The organism is Cupriavidus consociatus (assembly GCF_017814975.1).
Classification (GTDB): domain Bacteria; phylum Pseudomonadota; class Gammaproteobacteria; order Burkholderiales; family Burkholderiaceae; genus Cupriavidus; species Cupriavidus consociatus.
This window is the reverse complement of record NZ_JAGIQA010000008.1, coordinates 235,772-257,895: the sequence shown is the minus strand read 5'-3', so window position 1 is coordinate 257,895 and position 22,124 is coordinate 235,772. Positions and strand designations below refer to the sequence as shown.

Genomic DNA, 22,124 nt, shown 5'->3' with positions numbered 1-22,124 from the left:
GTGTGAAAGTAGGTCATCGCCAGGCTCTTATTGTGCAAAACCCCTCGACAGCGTGTGCTGCGAGGGGTTTTTGCTTTGGGGGGGCGGAAGCACTATGGCCTTACCCCCACCGGGAGGTATTCGCATTTGTAGACCGCACCCGTAAGCGGCTGGCGAATCCACCTTGACAGCCCTGGCTGCAGCGAACGAATGGACGCGGGCTAGGCCCAGATACCAAAGTGGGCGATAGCGACCTCGTTTGGTCAACGGGCGTGCGCGGCGCCTGTGTTTCTGCAGATGCAGTCTCGGCATGACCAAAGCACGTGTAGGTTCTGCCAGTACAGACGCAGGAGATTCTCTACCGCAGAGGAATCGCGTTCCATAGCGTTCCATGCCGCGATGCGCTGTTCCATTCGGCAAATCTGCGCTGTGCACTCCTCAATATTGAGGTCGATCATCACCATGAGCGGGTCTGGTGTAGCAACCATTGAGCCTCCTCTCATGCGCCGCCTGATACTACAATTGTAGGCACTCTGCCCCGAAATGCACCTGAACTATAAGAAAGCTCAAGGATTTGGACACCGGGCCTCGGGCGAAGCAATTTCGTTGCCCCACACGGAATGCCCGCCCCGCTCGAGAGCGGTTGTGAGCGCACCGGAGCGCTCAGCGTGCGGGATGCCAGTTGTGAGGAAGCAGCTCGTCGATGCGGCTGTTCAGGTGGGTGGGCAGGCGGGTCAACACATCATTGAGGTATGCCCACGGGTCGTGCCCGTAGAGCTTGGCTGATTGCACCAGGCTCATTACGACCGCGGCGCGCTGACCGGCCAGTTCGCTGCCCGCGAACAACCATGCCTTGCGTCCTAGGGCCCATGGATGGATCAGGTTCTCCAGGCTCTTGTTGTCGACGCTCACCTCCCTATCGAGGAGGTGGTGTGTCAGCGCAGGCCAGTTCTTGAGGCTGTAGTCGAAGCCGTGATGCTGCCACCTGGCACACGTGACCGCTCCGGTTGCAGCCAGGCATGCAGTTGCTCCCACAGCGGCTTGGCGTCGCTGTGCCTTCTGGCCAGACGTTGCTCGCTACGCAGGATGGTGAGCTCCCGCTCAAGACGGTAGATCTGCGCAATGCGACGCAGTGCCTCTGCCGCGACCGTGCTGCCACCCTGGTTTCGTAGCAGTTCGTCGTACCGACGCCGTGCATGAGCCAGACATCCCGCGGCTATGCCACCGGGGTTGGCTTGCAACGCGCTGTCATAGGCAGCGTATTCGTCGCGCACCAAGGTACCTTGCCAACATCGCTCGTTGCCGTCTTCGCCGGTACCTCCCAGTAAGGCAATAATCTCGTCGGCGAGGTCCCGCGTGTCCGAGCACGTACATGAGTCGGGACCGGACATGCCGCTCAGCTTGCGTCGAGCTCGGCGAAGAGCAGCTTGGCAACGCGCGTGGCTTCGCTACCGGCGGGGATACCGCAGTACATCGATGCCTGCAGGAACACTTCACCGATTTCGGCGCGCGTGACGCCGTTATTCAGGGCTGCGCGGATATGCGTCTTCAGCTCGCCAGTGCGGCCTTGGGCGGTCAGAATCGACAGCACGCCGATGCTACGAGCGCGGCGGTCCAGGCCGGGACGGCTCCAGATGTCGCCCCACAGGTTCTTGATGGCGAATTCGCGCATCGGTTCGCTGAAGGCGTCGGTGCCTTTCGTTGAAGCCACAACGTATTCCTCGCCCAGTACTTCGCGGCGAATCTGCTCACCCTTTTCAAACAGTTCCTGGCCCATGCTTCTCTCCCTGGATGTGCCGGTGGCGGATGCCAGCCGATGCGGCAAAGTCTGGAGCGAGGCGCAGTAGAAGGAAAGATGCCTGCATAGTTCTCATGTTCACGAAAAGTGATTGCAGGGGAGGGAGAACCTCTGTGAGAACAAGAAGTGAACATGAGAACAGAATTTGCATCTTCTGCCGGACCCAGTTCCGCTCATAGACTTGCTTCACATTGGCGGGCCGGACTGACCGGGCTGCCCCTCTCGGAAGGTCATGGGCATGGAAAACTCTTCGTCGGAATTCAACTCCCTGGTGCGGTCTCTAATCGGTACCGAGGCGATTGGTTCCTACATTGCTGGCGAGATGGTGGCCGGTGATGGTGCAAAGCTGTCGCTGGTCGACCCCGCCAGTGAGCAGATCCTGCTTCAATTCGCGGATACCAACGCAGAGGTGGTGGGCGCCGCTGTCCAGAGCTGCCACGCCGGTCAGAAGCAGTGGGCGGCATTCTCCGCGCAGCGCCGTGGCGAAATCATGGCGCAGCTGGGCAAACTGATTCAACGCGATGCCGAGCCGTTGGCCCGCCTGGAAGCAATTACCAGCGGAAAAGCCATCAAGGCAGCGCGTGCACAGGTGGCGGCAGTTGCCGAAATCTTCCGCTACTACTCGGGATGGACGGACAAGTTCCTGGGCAACGTTATCCCCGTGCCCGGTGGTCAGTTGAATTACACACTGCGGCAGCCGCTGGGTATCGTGCTGGCCATCACGCCCTGGAATTCCCCGATCTACCTCGCCGCCTGGAATGTCGCCCCGGCATTGGCCATGGGAAATAGCGTACTGCTGAAGCCGTCGGAACTCACTCCGCTGACCGCCTTGACCATGGCCAAGCTGGCTCGCGAGGCCGGTATGCCGGCTGGCACCCTGAATGTCGTCAATGGCCTCGGAAAGACGATCGGCGACGCGGCCATCTCGAATCCTCTGGTGAAGAAGGTGGTCTTCGTTGGCTCGACGCAGACGGGGCGTGCGGTCAATGCGGCCGCAGCACGGCGCCCGATTTCCTGTCTGCTGGAGCTTGGTGGCAAGTCGGCCAATATCGTTTTCGACGATGCGGACCTGGTCCAGGCCGCTCGCGCCGCGGTCACCGCGGCGTGCGCCAACACGGGGCAGAATTGTGCCGCCGGATCACGCTTGCTGGTGCAGCGCGGCGTCTACGACGAGTTTGTCGAGGCAGTAGGAGAGGCAATCGCCGGCTATCGCATCGGGCATCCGCTGGATGAGTCGGCCGAAGGCGGTCCCATCAACAATCGCGCTCAATTCGACCGCATCAACCGCATGGTCGAAATAGGCCTGTCCGAAGGCGCGGAGCTGGTGGCCGGCGGCGTGAGCGAAGCCACAGGCCACGGCTACTACGTGAAACCTACTGTGCTCAAACACGTGAGCAACGACATGCGGATTGCGCGCGAAGAAGTTTTTGGACCTGTCGTGGTGGCGATTCCCTTTGATACCGAGGCTGAAGCGGTAGCCATCGCCAACGACAGCGAGTTTGCGCTGGCGGGCGCTGTCTGGACGCGCGATGTGGCGCGCGCTCATCGCGTGGTCGCCAAAGTCAATGCAGGCCTTCTGTGGGTCAATATGTACCGAGACATGCATGTTGCCACGCCGTTCGGGGGCAACGACAGCAGTGGCTATGGCCGGTCCAGCGGCGTCGAATGCCTCTATGAATACACCAGAACCAAGAGCGTCTGGGTGCCGATTGCCGAAGGCTGCTGAAAGCTAGCCGTTCTTTCTCTCATTCTTCTATCAGGTTTCAAAATGGAAAATTTCAAGACGGTTGGTGTGATTGGCCTGGGCAACATGGGCCGCGGCATGGCCCTGACCCTGCAACGTTCGGGCTACGCAGTGCTGGGTCTGGACAAGTCGGAACAGGTTTCTTCCGTCGCGCGCGAGGCGGGCATTCCCCTGGCGTCCAGCCTGCCGGAACTGGCCAAGGCGTGCCCGGCGATCGTCCTGTCGCTGCCGACCTCGGCCATCGTTCGCGCCGTGCTGGAAGGAGAGGAAGGCCTGCTGGCCAACGCCGCCCCGGGCACGCTCCTGATTGATACGACGACTGCAGACCCGCAAGTTACGCGTGAACTTGCCGTTGTGCTGAATGAGAAGGGCTTGCGCTTCGTCGACGCACCGGTCAGCGGCGGTCCGACGGGTGCGATGAAGGGCGAACTGACGATGTTCATCGGCGGCTCGGCAGAGGACGTGGCGTATGCGAATCCGATCCTGTCGGCCCTGGGCACCAAACGCTTTCATATCGGAGGTGTCAGCGCTGGCCACGTGGCTAAACTCATCAACAACCTGCTGACGGCCTCGCACCTGGTCACTGCCAGCGAGGCGTTTCGCCTCGCCAACGCAGCGGGCATCTCGACGGAACAGTTGATCGAGGCAGTCAATGCGGGATCGGGTCGTAGCGGGGTGACGCTGTTCAACTACCCGAGCCGCATCCTGAACAATACGTACAGCTCCGGCTTCACGATGCAACTGATGCGCAAGGACGTGAATCTCGCCGTGTCGCTCGGTGACGCGCTCGGCCTGAGACTGCCGACGGTGTCGGTCATCGGAGACATCTGGAAGTCGAGTGCCTCGGCGCTGGCCGACGGCGAGGACTTCAATCGTATCGTCAACTTCGAGCTCGACAAGTCGCCCGTCAAGGCCTGACTGTCTCAGGCGCACTCGCGAATAAGTGCGCCCAGAACTTGCTTTTTGCCTTAGCGCCGTACCTATATAGAGGTGGAAACCACCCGGAAGTGCGGCGTCGATTCCCAGCGTCTCTTCCCGCCAACCACCGTCTGGTCAAGCCAGCCGGAGAACCCTGAAGCTCGTATGCAAGCACCATCCCACTGATATTTGGAGTGAAAGATGTCGTTTCCGCGGATTCTCATTTCCTGTGTTGGCCTTTCCATCGCGATGCTGTCGAGCGGCGCTGCTCTGGCAGAGTTTCCAGACCGCCCCATCCGCCTGGTGGTTCCTTTCCCCCCGGGCGGTAGCGTCGACTCCGTCGCTCGATTGGTCTCGGTGCAGCTGAGCGAGCGCCTCAAGCAGCAGGTGGTCATCGACTACAAGCCTGGCGCAGCCACGATTGTGGGGGCTGAGACCGTGGCGCGCTCAACGCCGGACGGCTACACGCTGTTGCTGGGAACCTCCACCACCTTTGTGGTGAACCCCATCATCTATCGGAAGCTGAACTACAACCCGGATACGAGCTTCGATCCCATCGGCATGTTGGGAAGCAATTCCCTGGTGCTGCTGGCCAACAATGGCGTGGCGGCGCAGACGCTTCCTCAACTGTTGGCCGATATCAAGGCGAAGCCTGGGACCTATTCCTATGGCTCGCATGGAACGGGTTCGACTGTGAATTTTGCCGGTGAAATGCTGTGGAATGCGGCGGGTGTGAAGGTGCTTCACGTCCCATACAAGGGCAGTGCGCCGGCGATGACAGACGTCATGGGCGGGCAGATTCCTCTGAGCTTTGACGCAGTGCCTGCTTCGGTTGCAGCATTGAAGGGCGGCAAGATTCGGGCGTTGGCTGTTACGGGTCCCAAGCGCAATCCGATGCTGCCGAATGTGCCGACGGTCGCAGAGAGCGGATTCCCTGGTTTCCGCATGGACTCCTGGTTCGCCATCGTGGCGCCGAAGGGCGTCCCGGCCGCCGCCAGGCAGAAGCTGGTGACGGAATTGGCGAAGACGATGGCAGACCCTGCCTTGCAGGAGAAGCTGGTGAACCTGGGCTTCGAACCCGAGTATGGTGCACCTTCCAAGTACACCGAGTCGGTCAAGGCTGATACGGCGACGCTCACCCCTGTGGCAAAAGCCAACAACATGATGCAGGACTGACCCGGCAAGGTCGCCGCGCGGCCGTCCGGCAGGGGCGGCCATCTTATCCATCCAAGCGAGTTCGATATGTCCCGTTCTGCCGCCCTTGCGTCCGCAGTCAACCATCTGGAATCCGGTCAGCTATTTGCCGACCTCTCCCGGCGCGTCTCCATTCGTTCCGAAAGCGACATTGGCGCTGACCCCGCCACGCTAGGACACTACTTCGAAGTCGAGATTGTGCCTTGGCTCCAGCGGCTTGGATTCGACGTGGAAGTGTCGCCGAACCCGGATGCTAAAGGTGGCCCCTTCCTGGTGGGGCGGCGTATTGAAGACCCTGCGCGACTGACGGTGCTGACGTATGGCCATGGCGACGTGGTCAATGGACAGGAAGCAAGCTGGCGCAAAGGGGCGGGGCCCTGGACGCTTGCGATCGACCAGGACCGATGGTATGGGCGCGGGACAGCAGACAACAAGGGGCAGCACAGCATCAACCTCGCGGGCCTGGAATACGCGCTGGCGGCGCGCCGCGGGAAGCTTGGCTACAACGTCATTGTGCTGATGGAGATGGGCGAAGAGGCTGGCTCTCCGGGCCTGCGCGAGTTCTGCGAGGCCAATGCGGAGCAGTTGAGTGCGGATCTCTTCATTGGCTGTGATGGTCCGCGTGTCAGGGCGGACAGACCGACGCTGTTCCTCGGCTCGCGTGGCATGGTTAATTTCAGCCTGTCCGTTCAGGCGCGGGAACGCGCCTACCACTCGGGCAACTGGGGTGGTGTGATTTCGAATCCGGCGACCATTCTAGCCAATGCCCTTTCGACTATCGTCGACGCAAGCGGGCAGATGCTGGTCCCCGAACTGTCTCCGCCTGCGATTCCTGCGGCAGTCAAAGCCGCGCTGGCCGACATCGAGCTGGGTGGCGGCAAGGATGACCCGTCGTTCACCCCCGGTTGGGGTGAGCCGGGACTGTCACCGGCGGAGCGCCTGGTAGCGTGGAACACCATCGAGGTTCTCGCGTTGGGCGCGGGTTCCGCTCAGCGACCCGTCAACGCCATTCCGTCCGCAGCGGTAGCGCACTGTCAGTTGCGCTTCGTGGTCGGAACACCGTGGCAGGACCTCGAAGCGATTCTCCGCAGCCATCTCGATGCCCATGGTTTCTCGGAGGTCGCTATCAAGGTGACCATGAGCGGTGCTGCAACGCGCCTGGAAGTCGACCATCCGTGGGTAAAGTGGGTTGCCGGCTCGATTGAATCCAGCACCGGTACGCTGCCAGCAATTCTTCCCAACCTGGCTGGCACGCTACCGAATGATGTGTTTGCAGATGTGCTTGGTCTGCCGACCATCTGGGTACCGCACTCTTACCCGGCGTGCGCACAGCATGGCCCGGATGAACATATGCTGACGAGCGTGACCCGCGAGGGCCTGCGGATGATGGCGGGACTCTATTGGGACCTCGGCGAGCATGCTGGCCTCCCAGCGTTGATAGCGGCTTGACGGGATTGACAGGGGGATATTGAAAGGTGTTCACTTGTTCGAATTGAACACTCCGAAATATCTCCCGTCATGACGTTGGACCAGCTTCGCGCTTTCGTCGCAGTCGTCGAACATGGCAGTATCCGCGCGGCAGCCAGGTCGCTAGATCTTGCGCAAAGTGGGCTGACGCAACAAATCAAACGGTTGGAGGCGTCCTTGGGCGCCAGTCTGTTCGCACGAGGAAACCGGGGCATTGTGCTGACGGGGCCCGGTGAGACGCTGCTGGCGCGGTCACGCATCATTCTTGGCGAGTGCGAGCGGACGGAGCAGGAGTTTCAGAGCTTCCAGGGGAATCCGGTAGGGTCGATGAATGTCGGCGTCTCATCGGAAGCTTTTGCACGTGTCGTTCCCCCCGTCCTGCGCGCTTTTCGACAGAGATTCCCAAACTTCTCGGTGCATTTGGCGAGTGGTCCGTCGAGCTCGCTCCTGTCCGGCATCCGTGAAGGAAAGCTCGATTTCGCGTTGACGTTGGTGTCGCGTAAGACGGACATGACGGACCTCACCAGCACCAGGCTGGCCAAGTCAGACCCAGTCATTGTATGCAGGCTCGGGCATCCAAATGAGAAGGCGCGAACCATCAAGGCGCTGGTGGACTGCGAGTGGGTCAATACCAGGCCGCCGGGTCAAGCTGGGTTGCCATCCAATCGGCTTGTGGACTTGTTTCACAACGCTGGACTGGAGACGCCAAACATCGCGGTGACCGTGGAGTCTCTCTATGACACGCTGAACCTGGTGTCGCGGACAGACCTGCTGTTTCTCGCCCCCAGAGTTGCGCTCGAGCAGGAGGGGTTCATGGATGCCTTGCGCGAGATTAAGATTGCCGAACCCATCCCGCCGGCGGACCTATGCCTGGTGCATCGGACTGCCGTGCCGCTACCTCCCATTACGGGAGAATTTGCCAAGATGCTGATTTCATATAGCCGGATGCTTCGTAAGAGCACTGCATAACTTGCCGATCAATACTGTCTTGAGTTCAAAGCTCGAACGACTATGTTCGACGCCAGGATACGTGTCAGTGTTGGCGTTAGAATGGAGACAGCATATGCCAGCCGGCGTCCAGCACCGACGGATTGTCTGCCCGGACCATAAGTTAGACGGCGCGCCCACGATTTCCTGTGCGGCAACGCGCGGATATCCCTCCATCGCCGGAGACGAAGTCCATCGCCCTGCCGCCTAATCAGCCCCCATTTTGGCACGGTCTCCTATTGGACCAGCGCGGATGTGGATTACGCGCTAACGGACAAACGCAGCGAGCCGCGCTTGCGCGAGATCGCATTGAGTATCTGCAGCAGCTTGGGCGGCGATCCGCGAGCCATACGGCCTGACATTGGACAGGAATCAGGCATCTGCCAGTGCCAGGACCACCAACTGCATCGTGCCGCTTATGCCGCCGACAGGCTGCTCGGGAAGGACGTGCTTGTCGCCAGGATAGCCCTGCATGCGAGCTCGCTGATAGCTGGCCTGCGTGGTGAGGCCTCGCGTTCCCAGGGTCTTGTTCTGCTTCTCCAGCTTGGCCGCAAGATTGACCGTATCGCCAATCACCGTGTACTCGAGGCGGCTGCCATGCCCAAGTATGCCGAACAGGACCGGGCCACTAGCCATGCCGGCGCCAACGTCAGGTGCTGGCTGACCGCGGGACTGCCGCCGGATCCGCCATAAGTCAACAGCTTCCATGATGGCATCGATGGCACGCAAGGCATTTGCCGCATGGCAGTCGTCGGCGGTAACGGCGCCAAAGCTGGCAAGGATGCCGTCGCCCATGAACTTGTCTATGCTGCCGCCATGCGCTTTGACAATCGGCACCACCAGGCTTTGGTACTCGCCCAGCAATTGGATCAGTGCGGACGGCTGTAGCATGGCAGTCGCCTGGGTAAAGCCACGCATGTCGAGGAACACAACCGATGCCTCGCGCAATTCGGCGTGGCCGGCCATGACAATGGCTTCCGAGTCGGTAATGCGATGGGCCACGGAATCGTCAAAGAACATCGACAGGTCCGCGACCGCCTGCTGGCCCTTGACGGCCTTGACCACAAAGCCGCGTGCCCTAGCCAGGGCCAGGGCCAGCACGGCGCTGACGATCAGGATGGAAAGTAGCTTGTCGAACTCCGCGCCGTAGTGGATCTGCGTCGAGCGTAGTGCCGTGACGTAGTCCCAGGTGACAGGGTTGCCGCTCGCGTTTGTCAGTGCGTAGTGCAACAAGAGCAGCCAGCCCAACGTCGCTGTGAGGCCCGACAGCGCCACCCAGAGCGGTTCGAAGCGCAAGGCCCGCAAGGCGATCAGGCTGAAGATATAGGTGAATTCGGCAGTTTTCAGGGACATCTGGGCTGGCTGCTCATACTGCAAGTGATACGCCCAGATGACGAGAATCAGGACCGCCATTTCGGCCACCACGCTCAATCCCACCATCCAGTTGGCGAGTTGCCCGGTCATGGCAAGGTAGAGCCGGACCATGGCCAGCACCGCGAACAGGGTGATTCCAAGTGGTACCGCGCGCACGGGCGCGTCGGGGGAAAAGCCCGGGGGAGTTGCGAGATAGAGGACCGTAAACAGCAGCAGCACCAGCAGTTGCAGTGACGTCACCAGCAACTCACTCAGGTACTGTTCACGCTCCAACTCCCGCCGTACTCGTGGCGGCAACTGCATGCCCTTGCGCAACGCGACGAGCTTCGCTGTAATGTCTTCTGCCATGCTTGCCGTGACACGCTCCGATTGCTGCCGGTGCTGTGCCGGCATCATCTGTCCATTCTTTTGCATCGCCCTGTCCCGCGGCCGCTGCTCAGGATGTGGCAGGCTTGAGGCTGCCACCCGCGATCCGCGCGCAGGTACCGGCGGGCAACATCAGCCATTCATCGCCGGCGGCGTCGTAGCGGGCGTGGCCAGCGCAAGCGTGCAGCGCGGTGCCGCAGTCGTTTTTCCCTGCCCTGGCTACGCCGAAGCACCGTTCACGGGCTAGGGCAAAGTGTGCCGGGGAACTGGCCAGCAGATGCGTGTTCTGCTTGAGCGCAAGCCCGACGGCGGCGAGCGCGCTCGCAATCACCAGTGCGTTTCCGATACGGTGGCTCATGCTTTCTCCTTCAGGCTGTCACCAGTGCAACACGACTGGTCTGGCTCCTGCAGCGCGCCCGGGGTCGCAACGGACTGTCCAAGCTGACGCTGGAGCCATTGCGCAAACGCGATGGTGACGCACATCGTGCCGAACGCGATCCACGCATACGGCCACAGTAGCGGCATGCCGACCAGCAGCAGCCCGTCGTTCCCTCCGGGAATCAGCAGGCTGCCCCAGCCCATGATGGCGCCGCCCGTGAAGCACCGCAGACATTGCGCAAAGGAAATCCCGGGCCCGTCGAGGCGGCCGCCACTCTTCCCCCCGAGGATTGCACCGGCGAGCAACCCCAGCGACAACAATGCCCGTGCCGGCAGCATGTCAGCGCCGCCACGTGCCAGTTCGGCCAATACCTCTGTGTATGACCACGCGCCTGCCAGCAAGAGGAGGAGCAGGAATGCTAGGCCGATCATCGTCGTGGCGTGGTGCGGCGACCAGATCCGCGCGGCAACACGTTCATGCCATCTCTGCTCCAGCCTTGCACGAGCGCCTTTCCGTCTCGCCCGGAGCCATGGACAGAGCAGCCGCCATCCGACGAAAAGAAGGAACAGCACTGTCAGGAGCGGCGCAGCCCGCCATACCGGAGAGGTGGCCGCGAGCACCTGGCGCTCCGCTTGCGGCCACAGTGCAAGCAGCCCAACGCAGCCCACGTAATATCCGATGGGCGTGGCAGCGTACGCCCATTGTCCGCTGCCCAGCCTGGCGACGGCGCCAAATACGCACGCGCCATTGATGTAGGCGCCCAGCCCGAGCAGGGCGCCTCCCAGGACGGTCAGGACATCGACTGGATAGCCGGACGGCATGGCCGGAAGCAGACGCAAGCGCTGCGCGATCAGCAAGCCGCCACACACGTACAGTGAGGCTTCTGCCATGGCAAGGAGGCGCTTGCAACTGCGCGATGACGTGATCTCGCTGACCGCGGCGACCGCGCACGTTGCGCCGCGCTGGATGGCGAATCCCATCACGGCGGCGCAAAGCAGGGCGCCGGCAAAGGAGAGACTCAGCAGCATGCGTGTCATGGGTGCTTCATCCTCGGCATGCGTAGGTAGCCGCCGCACACCTGTTCACATGGTATGGGGGTCCATTTTCATTTCGACGGGGAAGAGATCGGACGACAGCAGGACCGCGGGGCGGCCGCCTTCATTCCTCCACCAGTGGGAAGTCCCGTTCTTCTCCGCGGTCACGTCGCCGGCGCGGTGTACGATCGGAACCGCGCAGTTGCTCGCATATTCCACGATCTCGCCGGAGACGATATAGATGATTGCCGGGCGGTTGTTGTGGCTGTGCCAAGGCACAATGCCACCGGGCTGCACCTCGAGCTGGCGCAGTCGCAGCAGGCGTCCCGCTACGGCGGCCGGCTCCTTCGACAGGTCGGTCGAGGCGCGCACGGTATCGGTAACGCCCTTGGGTTCTGTCGCCCCCGGCCGTTGCCCTTGGCCATCCGCGACGCGCTTGTCCGCGGGGCACTCGCCAGCGTAGGCCATCACGGAGGCGAGGGACAAGGTGGCGGTGACGATCGCGCCGCGCACCACGCGATGCCAGACGGGTACGGCTTGCTTGGTGGTAGTCATGGTACTGGTCTCCGTGGAGTGGGGAATCCGCGCCAACCGCTTCGGTGGCGCTACGTGGTGGATCATAGAAACTCCTGTTGCAGGTCGACGGTGCACCGTTCACCGATCGCGCTGTAGTTCTGCTGCAGCCAGCGCCCGGCCTCATCCCTGCCCTGATCGCGCAGGTAGCAAAGGAAGTCCCAGTCGGCATTGAGCTTGCTGGAGACGCCGAGCGCCATCATGGTCTGGTCAGAGCGGATCGAGTGGATCAGCATTTCCTTCATCTCCCCGCTTGTGACCTTGCCATCCTGGATGAGCCTGGTGACGAAGCTGATCGCGCGCAGTTCGCGGATCAACGAGGAGTTAAAGCTGACCTCGTTGATGCGATTGAGGATCTCCGCGGCGGTCTTCGGCACCCCCTTGCGCACGATGGGATTGATATGGACGATCACCACATCCCGCGCGCCACAGTTGTAGATCAGCGGGAAGATGGCGGGATTGCCGACATAGCCGCCGTCCCAGTAGTGTTCGCCGTCGATTTCCACCGCCTGGAACAGGAACGGCAGGCAGGCAGAAGCCAGCACAGCCTTCAGGCAGATGTCTTCGCGAGAGAAAACGCGTACCTTGCCGGTTTCGACATTGGTCGCGCACAGGTAGAGGTGAATCGGGCAATGCTGGTTAAGGGCGGAAAAGTCGACGTGCCGGCCCAGGATGTCGCGCAGCGGGTTGAAGTTGAGCGGGTTGAACTGGTAGGGCGACAGTACGCGCAGCATCATGTCCGTCAGCAGGTACATCGGCGAGTAGTCGAGCCCGTAGCCGTTGTGCAGCAGGTTCTCCCATGGCAGCTTGCGGAACGGGCTGCTGGCGCGCGCGGCGCTGGCAACGTCCCGCCAGAAGTCGTGCAGGGCAGTGCGGGCGCGCGGCGGCCCGCCCTGGAGCAGGCCGTACGCGAGCACCGCGGCATTCATTGCGCCGGCACTGGTGGCGCTGACGCCCTCGATCGCAAGCCGGCCGTCTTCGAGCAGGCGGTCCAGCACGCCCCAGGCAAAGGCGCCATGGGCACCTCCGCCTTGCAACGCCAGCGTGATCGGCTTCACGGGTTGGCCGGTCTCAACGGCATCTCGCATCCCAGGATCGGTAGACATGGCGCGTTCCTCAGTGCTGGGTCCAGCCACCATCCATTGCGAGCGCAGTGGCGGTCATCGAGGCTGAATTGTCCGAGGCCAAGAACACGGCCAGGGCGGCTAGTTCGTCGATCCGCACAAACTCTTTGCGCGCCTGGTGTACCAGCATGACGTCGCGCACGACGTCGGCAGGCGAGATCTGGTGTGCCCGCGCCTGGTCGGCAATCTGCTGTTCCACCAGCGGGGTCTTGACATAGCCGGGGCAGATCGTATTGCTGGTAATGCCATACTCTGCCGTCTCCAGCGCCACAGCCTTGGACAGGCCGATCAGCCCGTGCTTGGCAGCGACATACGGGGCCTTGTACGGCGACGCCACCAGGCCATGGGCGGAAGCGATATTGATGATGCGTCCCCAGCGCCTGGCCTTCATGCCAGGCAGGACGGCCTTGATCAGGTGGAAAGCCGACGACAGGTTGATGGCTACGATGGCGTCCCACTTGTCGTCCGGCATCTCTTCGGTCGGCGCGACGTGCTGAATGCCCGCGTTATTCACGATGACATCGACCTTGCCGAACTCGGATGCAGCAAATTCGGCCATTTCGCGAACCTGGCGAGGCTGACTCATATCCGCTGGCGAGTAGCGTACGCGCACGCCGTGCTCGCGTTCAAGGCCTGCTCGCGTGGCTTCAATTTCGTCGGCATCGCCGAAGCCGTTCAGCAGGACATGGGCACCATGCGCGGCAAAGGCGCGCGCAATGCCAAGGCCGATTCCGCTGCTGGAGCCGGTGACGATGGCGGATTTGCCTTCAAGCATGTTGATCTCCTGTTAGCGTGGGGGCGGGAGTGGCGTGGGACGCTCGCGGCATCCCGGAAAGATCATGACTTGCGACGATGCAGGTGGCCGACGCACCCGGCGCTTGTAGCCGGTGAGGTGGCAGCGGCTCGCGCTGCCATTCGTCCGCCTCGCTGGTGCGTGTAAAGCGCAGGTGGGTGATGTCGGTCGGGAAAAACATGGACCAGCTCCACTCGGCCCAGAGGCGCAGCTTGCGGCCGAGCGTCGGCATGCGCATCAGGTACAGCGCACGCCATGCCAGCCAGGCCGGCAAGCCCGAGAAGCTGAAGCCATAGAGCCGGGCAACGCCCTTCATATGCCCGATGCTGGCCATCGCGCCCTTGCTCTGGTATGAGAATGGCTTGCTCTCGCGCTGTTCCAGGTGGCGGGCGAGATTGTGGGCAAGCTGGCGCGCCTGGGCCACGGCGAACTGCGCGGTCGGCAGCGAATCCTGGTCGGTGGCGGCGTTTGCCACGCGTGCGCAGTCGCCGATGGCCCACAGACCGGGCATGCCGCGCACCGACATATCCGGGTTGGTCTCGATGCGTCCGCGTCTGGTTGCCAGCGCGAGATTGCGCTCCAGGGTAGCGACCAGCGGATTCGGCTTGGTGCCGACGGTGCAGATCACCGTTGCGCCCTCGATCGTTTCGCCGTCAGCCAGGACCACCGTGTCGGCTGCGAAGCGGGCGGCCCGGGTACCGAGCCTGAGCCGGATGCCGCGCGCAGCCATATGGCGTGCCGCGGCCATGCCAAGCGTGGCGGGCAACTCGGGCAGTAGTTGCCCGGTGTCATGGAGCAGCGTTACCGCCAGTTCTTCACGCTGCACGCGCGGGTAGAAGCGCCGGATGCTGCAAAGATAGTCGGCGAGCTCCCCGGCAACCTCCACGCCCGAAAAGCCCCCGCCCACCACGATGAAATGGCCCAGCCGGCGGCGCAGGACGGGGTCCGACTCCAGTTCCATGCGGGCTAGCTGGCGCAAGACGCGATTGCGGATAAACAAGGCGTCACCCACGAGCTTCAGGGGCAGGGCATGCTCGGCCATGCCTGGAACCAGGTCGAGATTCGCCCGGGTGCCGAAGGCAAACACCAGATGGTCGAAGGCAATCTCGCGCAGGCCCGCCAGGGTCGCGCAGCACAGCTTGCCCTGTGCATAGTTCACGTCCTGCACGGTGCCCATGATGAACTGGGTGCGCCTGAGCATCTGGCGGATCGGCACGATCACGTGCTCAGGGAATACCGAGGCACCCACCACCTCGGCCAGCATCGGGTTGAACGTGGTGTAGCTTTCGTCGCTGACGAGGATCAGCCGGTGCGTCGTCGGCAGCAGCTTCTCCAACGCCTGGGCGAGCGTGGTGCCGGCGAATCCGCCACCGATGATGACGATATTGTTCTCTGCAAGCATGACGGTTCCTTTCGTCCTGGCGCGGCGCATGGGCATTCGAGCTAATGGTTGCCTGTGCCGCGCAGCAGGAAACGGTCGATCAGATGGTCCAGCGACAGGCGGCCCGGGCCGTGCAGCATCGTGACCAGTAGCAGGAGCCCCCAGTACTGGTGGTCTTTCAGGCCGACTTCGCCCAATCCCGGATACGAGATCACCGCGACGATGTTGAAGACAAACAACGCCAGCGCGGCCGCCCGCGTACCGAGCCCCAGGACGAGCAGCACCGGCAGGCACAGCTCCGCGGCCGTACCAAGATAGGCGGCCAGGGTAGGGTCCAACAGCGGTACGGCGTACTCGCTTTCAAACAACGCAAGCGTGGTGGACCAACTGGCTAGCTTGGTCAGTCCGGACTGGAAGAACACCAGGCCGACCAGTACCCGTATGCCGAGATCGAGCACAGGCGTGAGCGTTTCCAGCAGGCGGATCGCCGCCTGCCCGGCGGCGATGATGCGCGAAGGCTTTGTGCCGGCCACAGGCAGTGGCGCGGTCGACAAGGGGGTGGTGCATTTCATTTGGGCTACCTCGCGAAGCAGTCTGGGAGTTGGGGCGCGCCGGGCAGCCGTGACGCCGCCACGTGTCACGGCGTTCCGATGCAGGCCCGGGTACCGCTCAGGCCGGGTGGGCCGCCTTGGCGGCCGGGCTGAGTTCGCCGGTCTTGCCACCTGGCTTGGCGAACTCGGACGATTGCAAGCGGCCTCCCGCGATCTTTTCGCAAGTGCCTTTGGGCACCAGGATCCAGGCTTCGGTGTCGCGGTCCATTTTGGCCGTGGCGGCACAGGAACTCTTGCTGGTGCCGCAGTCGTTCTTGCCAGCCTTGGCAATGCCCGCGCATTTTTCATTGCTACCTGCCGCTGCCATGGCCTGGGAGGTAGCGCCGGCAATGCCAAGCGCCAGCATGCCTGCAATAGCGCCGCGGATGATTTGATCGCTGTTCATGATGCACACTCCGTATTTCGTTGGGTTCAGGACAGGAGAAATGCCTGTCTCTGGACTGCAGTATGGAAAGGCGAGCTCACGCTGGTTTCGCTTAATTTTCAAATTTTCTTCACGAGCGCGCCGGTGCTGGCAGGCCGAAGCCATGGCCACGTAGGCGGCAGGCTTTCCATCCACGAAATGCGTTCTAGAATGGTTCAGTGGCTGCCACGCCGCAAATCAGGCGGCAAGGACGGTCATGCCGGTATCCCGCGGGTTTCAAAATGAGGTAAAGCCATGTCGCGCCAGGTTCTGGTTATCGAGGACGACGCAGATATCGCCGAACTGGTACGCCTGCAGGTGAGCGGGCTGTCTTGCGACGTGAAGGTGGTCAACCATGGCAGGGCGGGACTGGAAGAGGCACTCAGCCGTCCCTATGACCTGGTCATCCTGGACCTGATGCTGCCGGGTGCCGACGGGCTGGAAATCTGCCGGCGTCTGCGCGCTGAAGCGCGCTATACCCCCATCCTCATGCTCACGGCACGCTCGACTGAACTGGACCGGGTGCTGGGGCTCGAGATGGGGGCCGACGACTACCTGACCAAGCCCTTCAGCGTCCTGGAACTGACTGCGCGGGTCAAGGCGATCTTCCGGCTGGTCGACACCCTGGCCAACCCGCCATCGGGTGGTCCCAGGGCAGTGCAGGTCAAAGCCCTGCACATCGATATCGACAAGCGTGAAGTGAGCGTGCGCGGCGCACCCATCTGCCTCACCGCCAAGGAATTCCAGCTGCTCCTCTACTTTGCCAGCAATCCTGGGCGCGTCTTCAGCCGCGCCCAGTTGCTGGACCAAGTCTGGGGCTATAGCCACAGTGGCTACGAGCACACGGTAAGTTCGCACATCAACCGGCTGCGCGCCAAGATCGAACTCGACCCCAACGAGCCGGAGTACATCCAGACCGTCTGGGGCGTGGGCTACAAGTTCTGCAATACGTAATAGGGCGCAATAGGGGGAAGGGAAAGGGGATTCCATGTTCCGCACCCTTTACGGCAGGCTGGCGGTGGTGCTGATGGCTGTGTTCATTACCATCGGCGCGCTGATGATCCTGGCCTCCCAGAAGATGATCGAGACGCAGCGCCTGATCGAACTGGCGACCGACCTCATCATCGGTACGGTGGCCTTCAGCCTGGTGGCGGCGCTGATCGTGTTTCGGCTGTTGACGGTGCGGCTGCGCGTGCTGTCGGAGGCCATCGAGGCATTCCGGGAGGGCAGATTTTCCACGCCGGTGCGACTGGCACAGGATGGACGCGCGGACGACGAGATCCAGAAGCTCAGTACAGCTTTCGAGGAGATGTCCGAACGTATCGTCAGCCAGCTTGCGCAGCTGGAACAGGTGGACCAGCAACGGCGCGAGCTGCTTGCCAATGTCTCACACGATCTGCGTACGCCACTCGCATCGATGCAGGGCTACCTGGAAATGCTGCTGCTGAAGGCCGAAGAGATGACGCCAGAAGACCGCAATCGCTACCTGCAGGTGGCAACCAGGCATTGCGAGCGGCTTGGCAAGCTGGTGCAGGACCTGTTTGACCTGACCAAGCTCGAAGCCCGAGAAGTCCAACCGCGGCTGGAGACCTTCCCATTGTCGGAACTGGCGCAGGACGTGGTCCAGAAGTTCGCCCTGGCGGCAAACAAGCGTGGACTGGCACTGCTGGCGACATCGGGCCCCGGCTGCCCGCCGGTGAGCGCCGACATCGGCATGATCGAGCGGGTGCTGGAGAACCTGATCGAGAACGCCATGCGTTACACGCCTGCAGGCGGAGAAATCAGCGTCGATGTTCAGGCCGCTGGCGATCGCGTCGAGCTGACCGTGCGCGATACTGGCCAGGGCATAGATGCGAGCCAGGTACAAAGTGTGTTCGACCGCTATTACCGGGTGGAGCGTACGGAGTCTGACAATGGCAGCAACGTCGGCCTCGGGCTGGCCATCAGCCGGCGCATCGTCCAGTTGCACGGCGGGGAGATCCGTGTGTGCAGCGCGCTCGGCAAGGGCACGGCCTTTACGATCGACCTGGCGCGGGGATAGGTCAGGCGGCGCGAGCGTCGAAGTCAGTGATGGTCGCGTCCAGAATGCGTCGCTGGATAAAGTCGGCGAGCGCGAAGTCGGGCGCAGCCTGCAGCGCCCCCTGATATGCCGGCTCGAGCGCGGTGCCGCGATCCAGAGCCTCGAGCATGGCGTATTCACCGATCGCCAGGGATTGCACTTCCACCACAAAGCCGCTGCGCCTGACCAGCAGCCCGTCGCCACCGAGGTCGGCGTCGATCTCGATATCGACCGCTGAATCTGGCTGGTTCGCCCGCCAGATATGCAACACAGGAAACGGCGACGCAAACAGGCGGCAGGCTGGATTCAGCATCAGGTGCAGGACTGCGGCATCGGCTTCGGCGAGCGCGCCCAGGCGATCCAGCGCGAGCGGCCCGGCATCTGCCGCATGGAACACTTCATGCATGAGCCATTCGAGCCTGGCAACATCCGGCAGGTAGCGCAAGCCTGCGGCCGGCTCGAATTGCGCTAGGAAGTCGGGAAAGCTCTTGCCAAAGCGCTGTATGTCGCCGCTGGTGGATGGGCAGGCCCGGATATACCGGCCCGCCGTGGCATCGAAGAAGGACTCGCCAACCAGGCGCTCGATCACGGGATAAACGGCGCGCAGGGCCTCGCTCAAGTTGTGGCGCATATTGCTGGCATAGATGCGGAGGCACCGCTGCACATCAGCGGCGCCTCCGACGACGTGGCCGGACAGTGCGGCCATATCCTGTTCGAGCACCGCACGGGCAAAGCAACCCTGGATTTCAAGCACTGAAGGCATCGTCGGTCTCCAGCATCTGGTCGGCCCTTCGGGCTTCTTCGAAAAGTACCTCGAATGGGGGAATCTCCGTATCCCACTCGATCAGGGTGGGAACGGCGCCGAAGCGGGCGAGCGCATGCTGATAGAGACTCCACACCGGCTCAGCCACGCGTTGGCCATGGGTGTCGATCAGCATGCCATCGCTTTGATCAAAGCCGGCCAGGTGGATCTCGTTCACGGCTCCCACGGGAATCGCATCGATATAGGCCGATGCATCGGTGCCGTGGTTGACGGCGTTGACGTAGATGTTGTTGACGTCAAGGAGGATGCCGCAACCGGTTCGTGCCACCAGCGCCGCGATGAATTCTGGCTCGGGAATCGTCGAGTGGGTAAACCGGAGATAGCTGGTAATGTTTTCGACCAGCAACGGCTGTTGCAGGTAGTCCTGCACTTCCGCAACGTGCCCGCACACGAGTGCGAGCGATTCCTCGGTGTAGGGCAGGGGCAGCAGGTCGTTAAGGTAGCGGTCTCCGATGCGGCCCCAGCTCAGGTGTTCGGATACCAGCCCTGGCTGGAAGCGCCGGATCAGGGCAGCCAGACGCTGCAGGTGTGTGCGATCCGGCCGATCCGTAGCGCCCAGGCACAGGCCGACCCCGTGCAGGCTCAGCGGGTAGGTGGCCCGCACCTGTGCCAGGTAGTGCAGGGGCTGACCGCCATCACCGAAGAAGTTTTCACTATGGACTTCGAACCACCCTGTGGACGGGGTTTCCGAAAGGATCTGCCGATAGTGTGGCGCGCGCAAGCCGATCCCGGCTCGCGGCGGGACAGCGGCTCCCGGATTCGGGTGGAGACTGGTGGTTGGCATTGGAGGTCCTGTCGGTGGCGATTGCGCTCAATGTCACTCTGGCCGACAAAGGTCACGAAACTCTCACGCGGCCTTCAATTTAGTCGGCCGATCAGTCGCCATGCGCAGGCGCGGGCATATTTCCGCGGCACTGGTTGGTGGCGGAATCGTGGGCTATGTTAGGAAGGGCTTGCGCCGGCATGTCACGCCGGGTGGCGTAAACGTTGCACGCCTCGATAGTAACCGGGCAAAGTGTAAGGCAAAGGCCATTTTGTTGCGATACGAGTCGGTACGGGCAAGGTGGTACCGGAAGGGAAATCCAGATGGGCCTGAGAGGAAAGCTGCTGCTGCCGCCGGCGTTGGTCAGTGTTGTTCTGATTGGCTACCTCTTGCTCGGTTGGGTGCCTGGCGCAGGCCCACCCGGCACTCGCACGGGCATCGCGCTGGTTGCGGCAATCGGGCTGGCGCTGTTGCTTGGCGTCCTCGCACTTGCCATTCAAGTCTTTCTGGGACGTCCGCTCGTCGCCCTGTTGCGTAACTGCGCCGCGTCCGAGGCCACGCGCGATGATACCGTCGGCCTCAGCACACCTGATGAACTCCAACAGATTCGCCAACTCGTCACGGACCTGCGTGCCCGCGTCGCGTCCGCGCATAGCGAGCTCGCATTGTCGGTGGAGCAGCGCCGACAGCAGGAGATCGCGCTGCGTTCCAGCGAAGAGCGCTACGCGCTGGCCATGCGCAGCGCCGATGACGGTCTGTGGGAATGGAATTTCCAGACCAACCAAATCCACCTGTCGCAACGCTGGAAGGCCATGCTCGGCTTTGAGGAAGATGAGATCCCGGACAGCCTGCAGGCCTGGAAGGAACGGGTGCATCCCGCCGATTTGCTAGCCGTCGAGCAAGCCTTGAGAAGGCATATCGAAGGGGCCAGCCCACGTTATCAGCAGCAGTGCCGGTTGCTACACAAGGACGGGCATTACCGGTGGGTCAATTCCCTGGGTAGCGCCATTCGCCATGCCAACGGCAAGGCTTTGCGGCTAGTCGGCTTGGACACCGACGTAACTCGGATCAAGCGCGTCGAAGACATTCTCAGGCACATCGTCGAAGGCACAGCCGGTACCTGTGGCGACGAATTCTTTCGCGCTTTGGTGCGCCACTTCGCCGCTGCGCTGGACGTTCCCTGCGCCTTTGTCACGGAGTGCACGGGGTGGCCGCCACGGCGGGTCCACACACTGGCCTTCTGGTTCAAGGACGACTTTCGCGACAACGTTGAATATGATCTGGCCGGCACGCCTTGCGAGGCCGTTTTCGACCACGGCTTGCCGGTGTTCTACCCGGAAGGAATTGGCAAACTATTTCCGCGGGAGCAGGGCTTCGAATGCTATTACGGCTTGCCGATCCAGGACAGCCGAGGCAAGGTGATCGGGCATATGGCCTTCCTCAATATTCGAAAAATGAAAGAAGAAGAAGTCTTGATGGACTATGTCTACCGCATCTTTACCGCACGCGCTGCCGCCGAAATAGAGCGCAAGGCCGTTCTCGAGCGCCTGACCCGCGCGCAGGCGGAGCCGGGTGCCAGATAGCGCAGAGACGGGCTATGCGCGAACGCTGCTTGCCGGCGACGTCTTTTGTCGCCGCCTGACGCGCCATGGGCGGCGCCACAAGACCAGACCTTGCTTCCGATGCTGCATTTTCGCCCGGACACGATCGAGCATGATCGTCGACGTGACTGGCTTTATTGCGCCTGCATGGAAGGACTCAGAGGCACTCAGTGGTGCGCTGTGATGAAAATTTGATCTTTAACGGATCAATGCGTGAGTTCTATTGCGCACACTACATCTCAAGGACAAGCACTCGCCTGTCTGAGTCAAGACCATGCGGCGTGCTGGCTCAGTCCTGCAGCGCACACGTCAAAGTGAACGGAACCCTGTAACCACCTGAAAAGGAGTGGAAAATGCTGAAGAACGTCTTATCACTCATTGCGGCAATTGCCGCGCTCGGTGCTGGGGTAGCCCATGCCGGCATCGGGATGCGGGATGTCTATACCGATGGCGCTGTGAAGGCGCAGGAACCTCCCTACACCAATGGTGGCAGGGCAAGCACCGGTCGGCGGGATGTGTTTACGGACGGCGCGAGAATCACCAACCGCGATGGGTATATCGAAGAGCGCTCACAAAAATAGGTGCCGACGGCTTAATGAAGCCACGATGTGATGGTCGCGAGCTCTGTGCGACAATTTCAGTCCCCCCGAGAGAATCTCTCTTTGCGGGGGGCTTCTCAACGCGATACACCGGGTCCAGTAAGGCGCGCCTGGCGACGCCGTCGCGCACATGGCGAGTGTTCGGAAATTGTCG

23 protein-coding genes are annotated in these 22,124 nt (G+C 62.2%); 9 read left to right on the top strand and 14 right to left on the bottom strand.

Annotated elements, in window-relative coordinates; genetic code table 11:
- Positions 1-642 precede the first annotated feature (642 nt).
- The 3 genes from J8I82_RS39610 to J8I82_RS13970 are packed head-to-tail and all read right to left on the bottom strand — an operon-like array spanning position 643 to position 1,756.
- Positions 643-891: a transposase domain-containing protein gene (locus J8I82_RS39610; RefSeq protein WP_284183070.1), complete on the bottom strand. Its 249-nt coding sequence runs from the start codon at positions 889-891 to the stop codon at positions 643-645.
- A gap of 23 nt (positions 892-914) precedes the next feature.
- Complete coding sequence (locus J8I82_RS13975; RefSeq protein ID WP_209758312.1) at positions 915-1,370, bottom strand: IS66 family transposase; 456 nt, start codon at positions 1,368-1,370, stop codon at positions 915-917.
- A gap of 5 nt (positions 1,371-1,375) precedes the next feature.
- Positions 1,376-1,756 carry a carboxymuconolactone decarboxylase family protein gene (locus J8I82_RS13970; RefSeq protein WP_209758310.1) on the bottom strand — a complete coding sequence of 127 codons (381 nt, stop codon included), beginning with the start codon at positions 1,754-1,756 and terminating at the stop codon, positions 1,376-1,378.
- 259 nt (positions 1,757-2,015) lie between these two features.
- On the opposite strand from J8I82_RS13970, the gene J8I82_RS13965 reads away from it, so the two are divergent.
- From J8I82_RS13965 to J8I82_RS13945, 5 genes are all read left to right on the top strand, one after another.
- On the top strand, positions 2,016-3,503 hold the full coding sequence (locus tag J8I82_RS13965) for an aldehyde dehydrogenase family protein (RefSeq protein WP_209758308.1): 1,488 nt from the start codon (positions 2,016-2,018) through the stop codon (positions 3,501-3,503).
- 42 nt (positions 3,504-3,545) lie between these two features.
- Positions 3,546-4,439 (top strand): NAD(P)-dependent oxidoreductase, encoded by an 894-nt coding sequence (locus J8I82_RS13960; RefSeq protein ID WP_209758306.1) that lies wholly within the window; start codon positions 3,546-3,548, stop codon positions 4,437-4,439.
- A 201-nt stretch (positions 4,440-4,640) separates the two neighbouring features.
- Complete coding sequence (locus tag J8I82_RS13955; protein ID WP_209758304.1) at positions 4,641-5,615, top strand: Bug family tripartite tricarboxylate transporter substrate binding protein; 975 nt, start codon at positions 4,641-4,643, stop codon at positions 5,613-5,615.
- Between the two features lie 66 nt (positions 5,616-5,681).
- Positions 5,682-7,082 carry a M20 family metallopeptidase gene (locus J8I82_RS13950; protein WP_209758302.1) on the top strand — a complete coding sequence of 467 codons (1,401 nt, stop codon included), beginning with the start codon at positions 5,682-5,684 and terminating at the stop codon, positions 7,080-7,082.
- A 69-nt stretch (positions 7,083-7,151) separates the two neighbouring features.
- Entirely contained in the window at positions 7,152-8,069 is a 918-nt protein-coding gene (locus J8I82_RS13945) for a LysR substrate-binding domain-containing protein (RefSeq protein WP_209758300.1), read from the top strand.
- Between the two features lie 390 nt (positions 8,070-8,459).
- On the opposite strand, the gene J8I82_RS13940 is transcribed toward J8I82_RS13945, so the two are convergent.
- The 9 genes from J8I82_RS13940 to J8I82_RS39350 all read right to left on the bottom strand — a co-directional run bounded on the left by J8I82_RS13940 (position 8,460) and on the right by J8I82_RS39350 (position 16,281).
- On the bottom strand, positions 8,460-9,875 hold the full coding sequence (locus J8I82_RS13940; protein WP_209758298.1) for an adenylate/guanylate cyclase domain-containing protein: 1,416 nt from the start codon (positions 9,873-9,875) through the stop codon (positions 8,460-8,462).
- A gap of 22 nt (positions 9,876-9,897) precedes the next feature.
- A complete protein-coding gene (locus J8I82_RS13935; protein WP_209758296.1) occupies positions 9,898-10,185 on the bottom strand; it encodes a BufA1 family periplasmic bufferin-type metallophore in 288 nt (95 codons plus the stop codon).
- Positions 10,182-11,243 carry a YeeE/YedE thiosulfate transporter family protein gene (locus J8I82_RS13930; protein ID WP_209758295.1) on the bottom strand — a complete coding sequence of 354 codons (1,062 nt, stop codon included), beginning with the start codon at positions 11,241-11,243 and terminating at the stop codon, positions 10,182-10,184. Before J8I82_RS13930 ends, J8I82_RS13935 begins: the two co-directional genes overlap by 4 nt.
- A 45-nt stretch (positions 11,244-11,288) precedes the next feature.
- The gene (locus J8I82_RS13925) at positions 11,289-11,795 is read right to left on the bottom strand and encodes a cupin domain-containing protein (RefSeq protein ID WP_209758293.1); all 507 of its coding nucleotides are present in this window, start codon (positions 11,793-11,795) and stop codon (positions 11,289-11,291) included.
- 62 nt (positions 11,796-11,857) lie between these two features.
- Positions 11,858-12,919: a patatin-like phospholipase family protein gene (locus J8I82_RS13920; protein WP_209758291.1), complete on the bottom strand. Its 1,062-nt coding sequence runs from the start codon at positions 12,917-12,919 to the stop codon at positions 11,858-11,860.
- A gap of 10 nt (positions 12,920-12,929) precedes the next feature.
- Positions 12,930-13,712 carry a 3-hydroxybutyrate dehydrogenase gene (locus tag J8I82_RS13915; RefSeq protein WP_209758289.1) on the bottom strand — a complete coding sequence of 261 codons (783 nt, stop codon included), beginning with the start codon at positions 13,710-13,712 and terminating at the stop codon, positions 12,930-12,932.
- A complete protein-coding gene (locus J8I82_RS13910) occupies positions 13,705-15,132 on the bottom strand; it encodes an NAD(P)/FAD-dependent oxidoreductase (protein ID WP_209758287.1) in 1,428 nt (475 codons plus the stop codon). The genes J8I82_RS13915 and J8I82_RS13910 overlap by 8 nt, the downstream gene beginning before the upstream one ends.
- Before the next feature lie 41 nt (positions 15,133-15,173).
- Complete coding sequence (locus J8I82_RS13905; protein ID WP_209758285.1) at positions 15,174-15,683, bottom strand: DoxX family protein; 510 nt, start codon at positions 15,681-15,683, stop codon at positions 15,174-15,176.
- A 97-nt stretch (positions 15,684-15,780) separates the two neighbouring features.
- The gene (locus J8I82_RS39350; RefSeq protein WP_284183069.1) at positions 15,781-16,281 is read right to left on the bottom strand and encodes a BufA1 family periplasmic bufferin-type metallophore; all 501 of its coding nucleotides are present in this window, start codon (positions 16,279-16,281) and stop codon (positions 15,781-15,783) included.
- A 99-nt stretch (positions 16,282-16,380) separates the two neighbouring features.
- On the opposite strand from J8I82_RS39350, the gene J8I82_RS13895 reads away from it, so the two are divergent.
- A complete protein-coding gene (locus tag J8I82_RS13895; RefSeq protein WP_209758283.1) occupies positions 16,381-17,079 on the top strand; it encodes a response regulator transcription factor in 699 nt (232 codons plus the stop codon).
- A gap of 34 nt (positions 17,080-17,113) precedes the next feature.
- The gene (locus J8I82_RS13890; RefSeq protein ID WP_209758281.1) at positions 17,114-18,166 is read left to right on the top strand and encodes a sensor histidine kinase; all 1,053 of its coding nucleotides are present in this window, start codon (positions 17,114-17,116) and stop codon (positions 18,164-18,166) included.
- A 1-nt stretch (position 18,167) separates the two neighbouring features.
- Here J8I82_RS13890 and J8I82_RS13885 read toward each other — a convergent pair whose 3' ends face one another.
- Positions 18,168-18,947, bottom strand: a complete 780-nt coding sequence (locus J8I82_RS13885; RefSeq protein WP_209758279.1) for an HvfC/BufC N-terminal domain-containing protein — start codon at positions 18,945-18,947, stop codon at positions 18,168-18,170.
- On the bottom strand, positions 18,931-19,791 hold the full coding sequence (gene bufB, locus J8I82_RS13880; RefSeq protein ID WP_209758277.1) for an MNIO family bufferin maturase: 861 nt from the start codon (positions 19,789-19,791) through the stop codon (positions 18,931-18,933). The genes J8I82_RS13885 and bufB overlap by 17 nt, the downstream gene beginning before the upstream one ends.
- 302 nt (positions 19,792-20,093) lie before the next feature.
- Between bufB and J8I82_RS13875 the strand changes: the two genes are divergently transcribed.
- Together J8I82_RS13875 and J8I82_RS13870 are read left to right on the top strand one after the other, a co-directional pair.
- Complete coding sequence (locus J8I82_RS13875) at positions 20,094-21,353, top strand: PAS domain-containing protein (protein ID WP_209758275.1); 1,260 nt, start codon at positions 20,094-20,096, stop codon at positions 21,351-21,353.
- 371 nt (positions 21,354-21,724) lie between these two features.
- Positions 21,725-21,952, top strand: coding sequence for a hypothetical protein (locus J8I82_RS13870; RefSeq protein ID WP_209758273.1), 228 nt, complete (start codon positions 21,725-21,727; stop codon positions 21,950-21,952).
- The last annotated feature ends 172 nt before the right edge of the window (positions 21,953-22,124 follow it).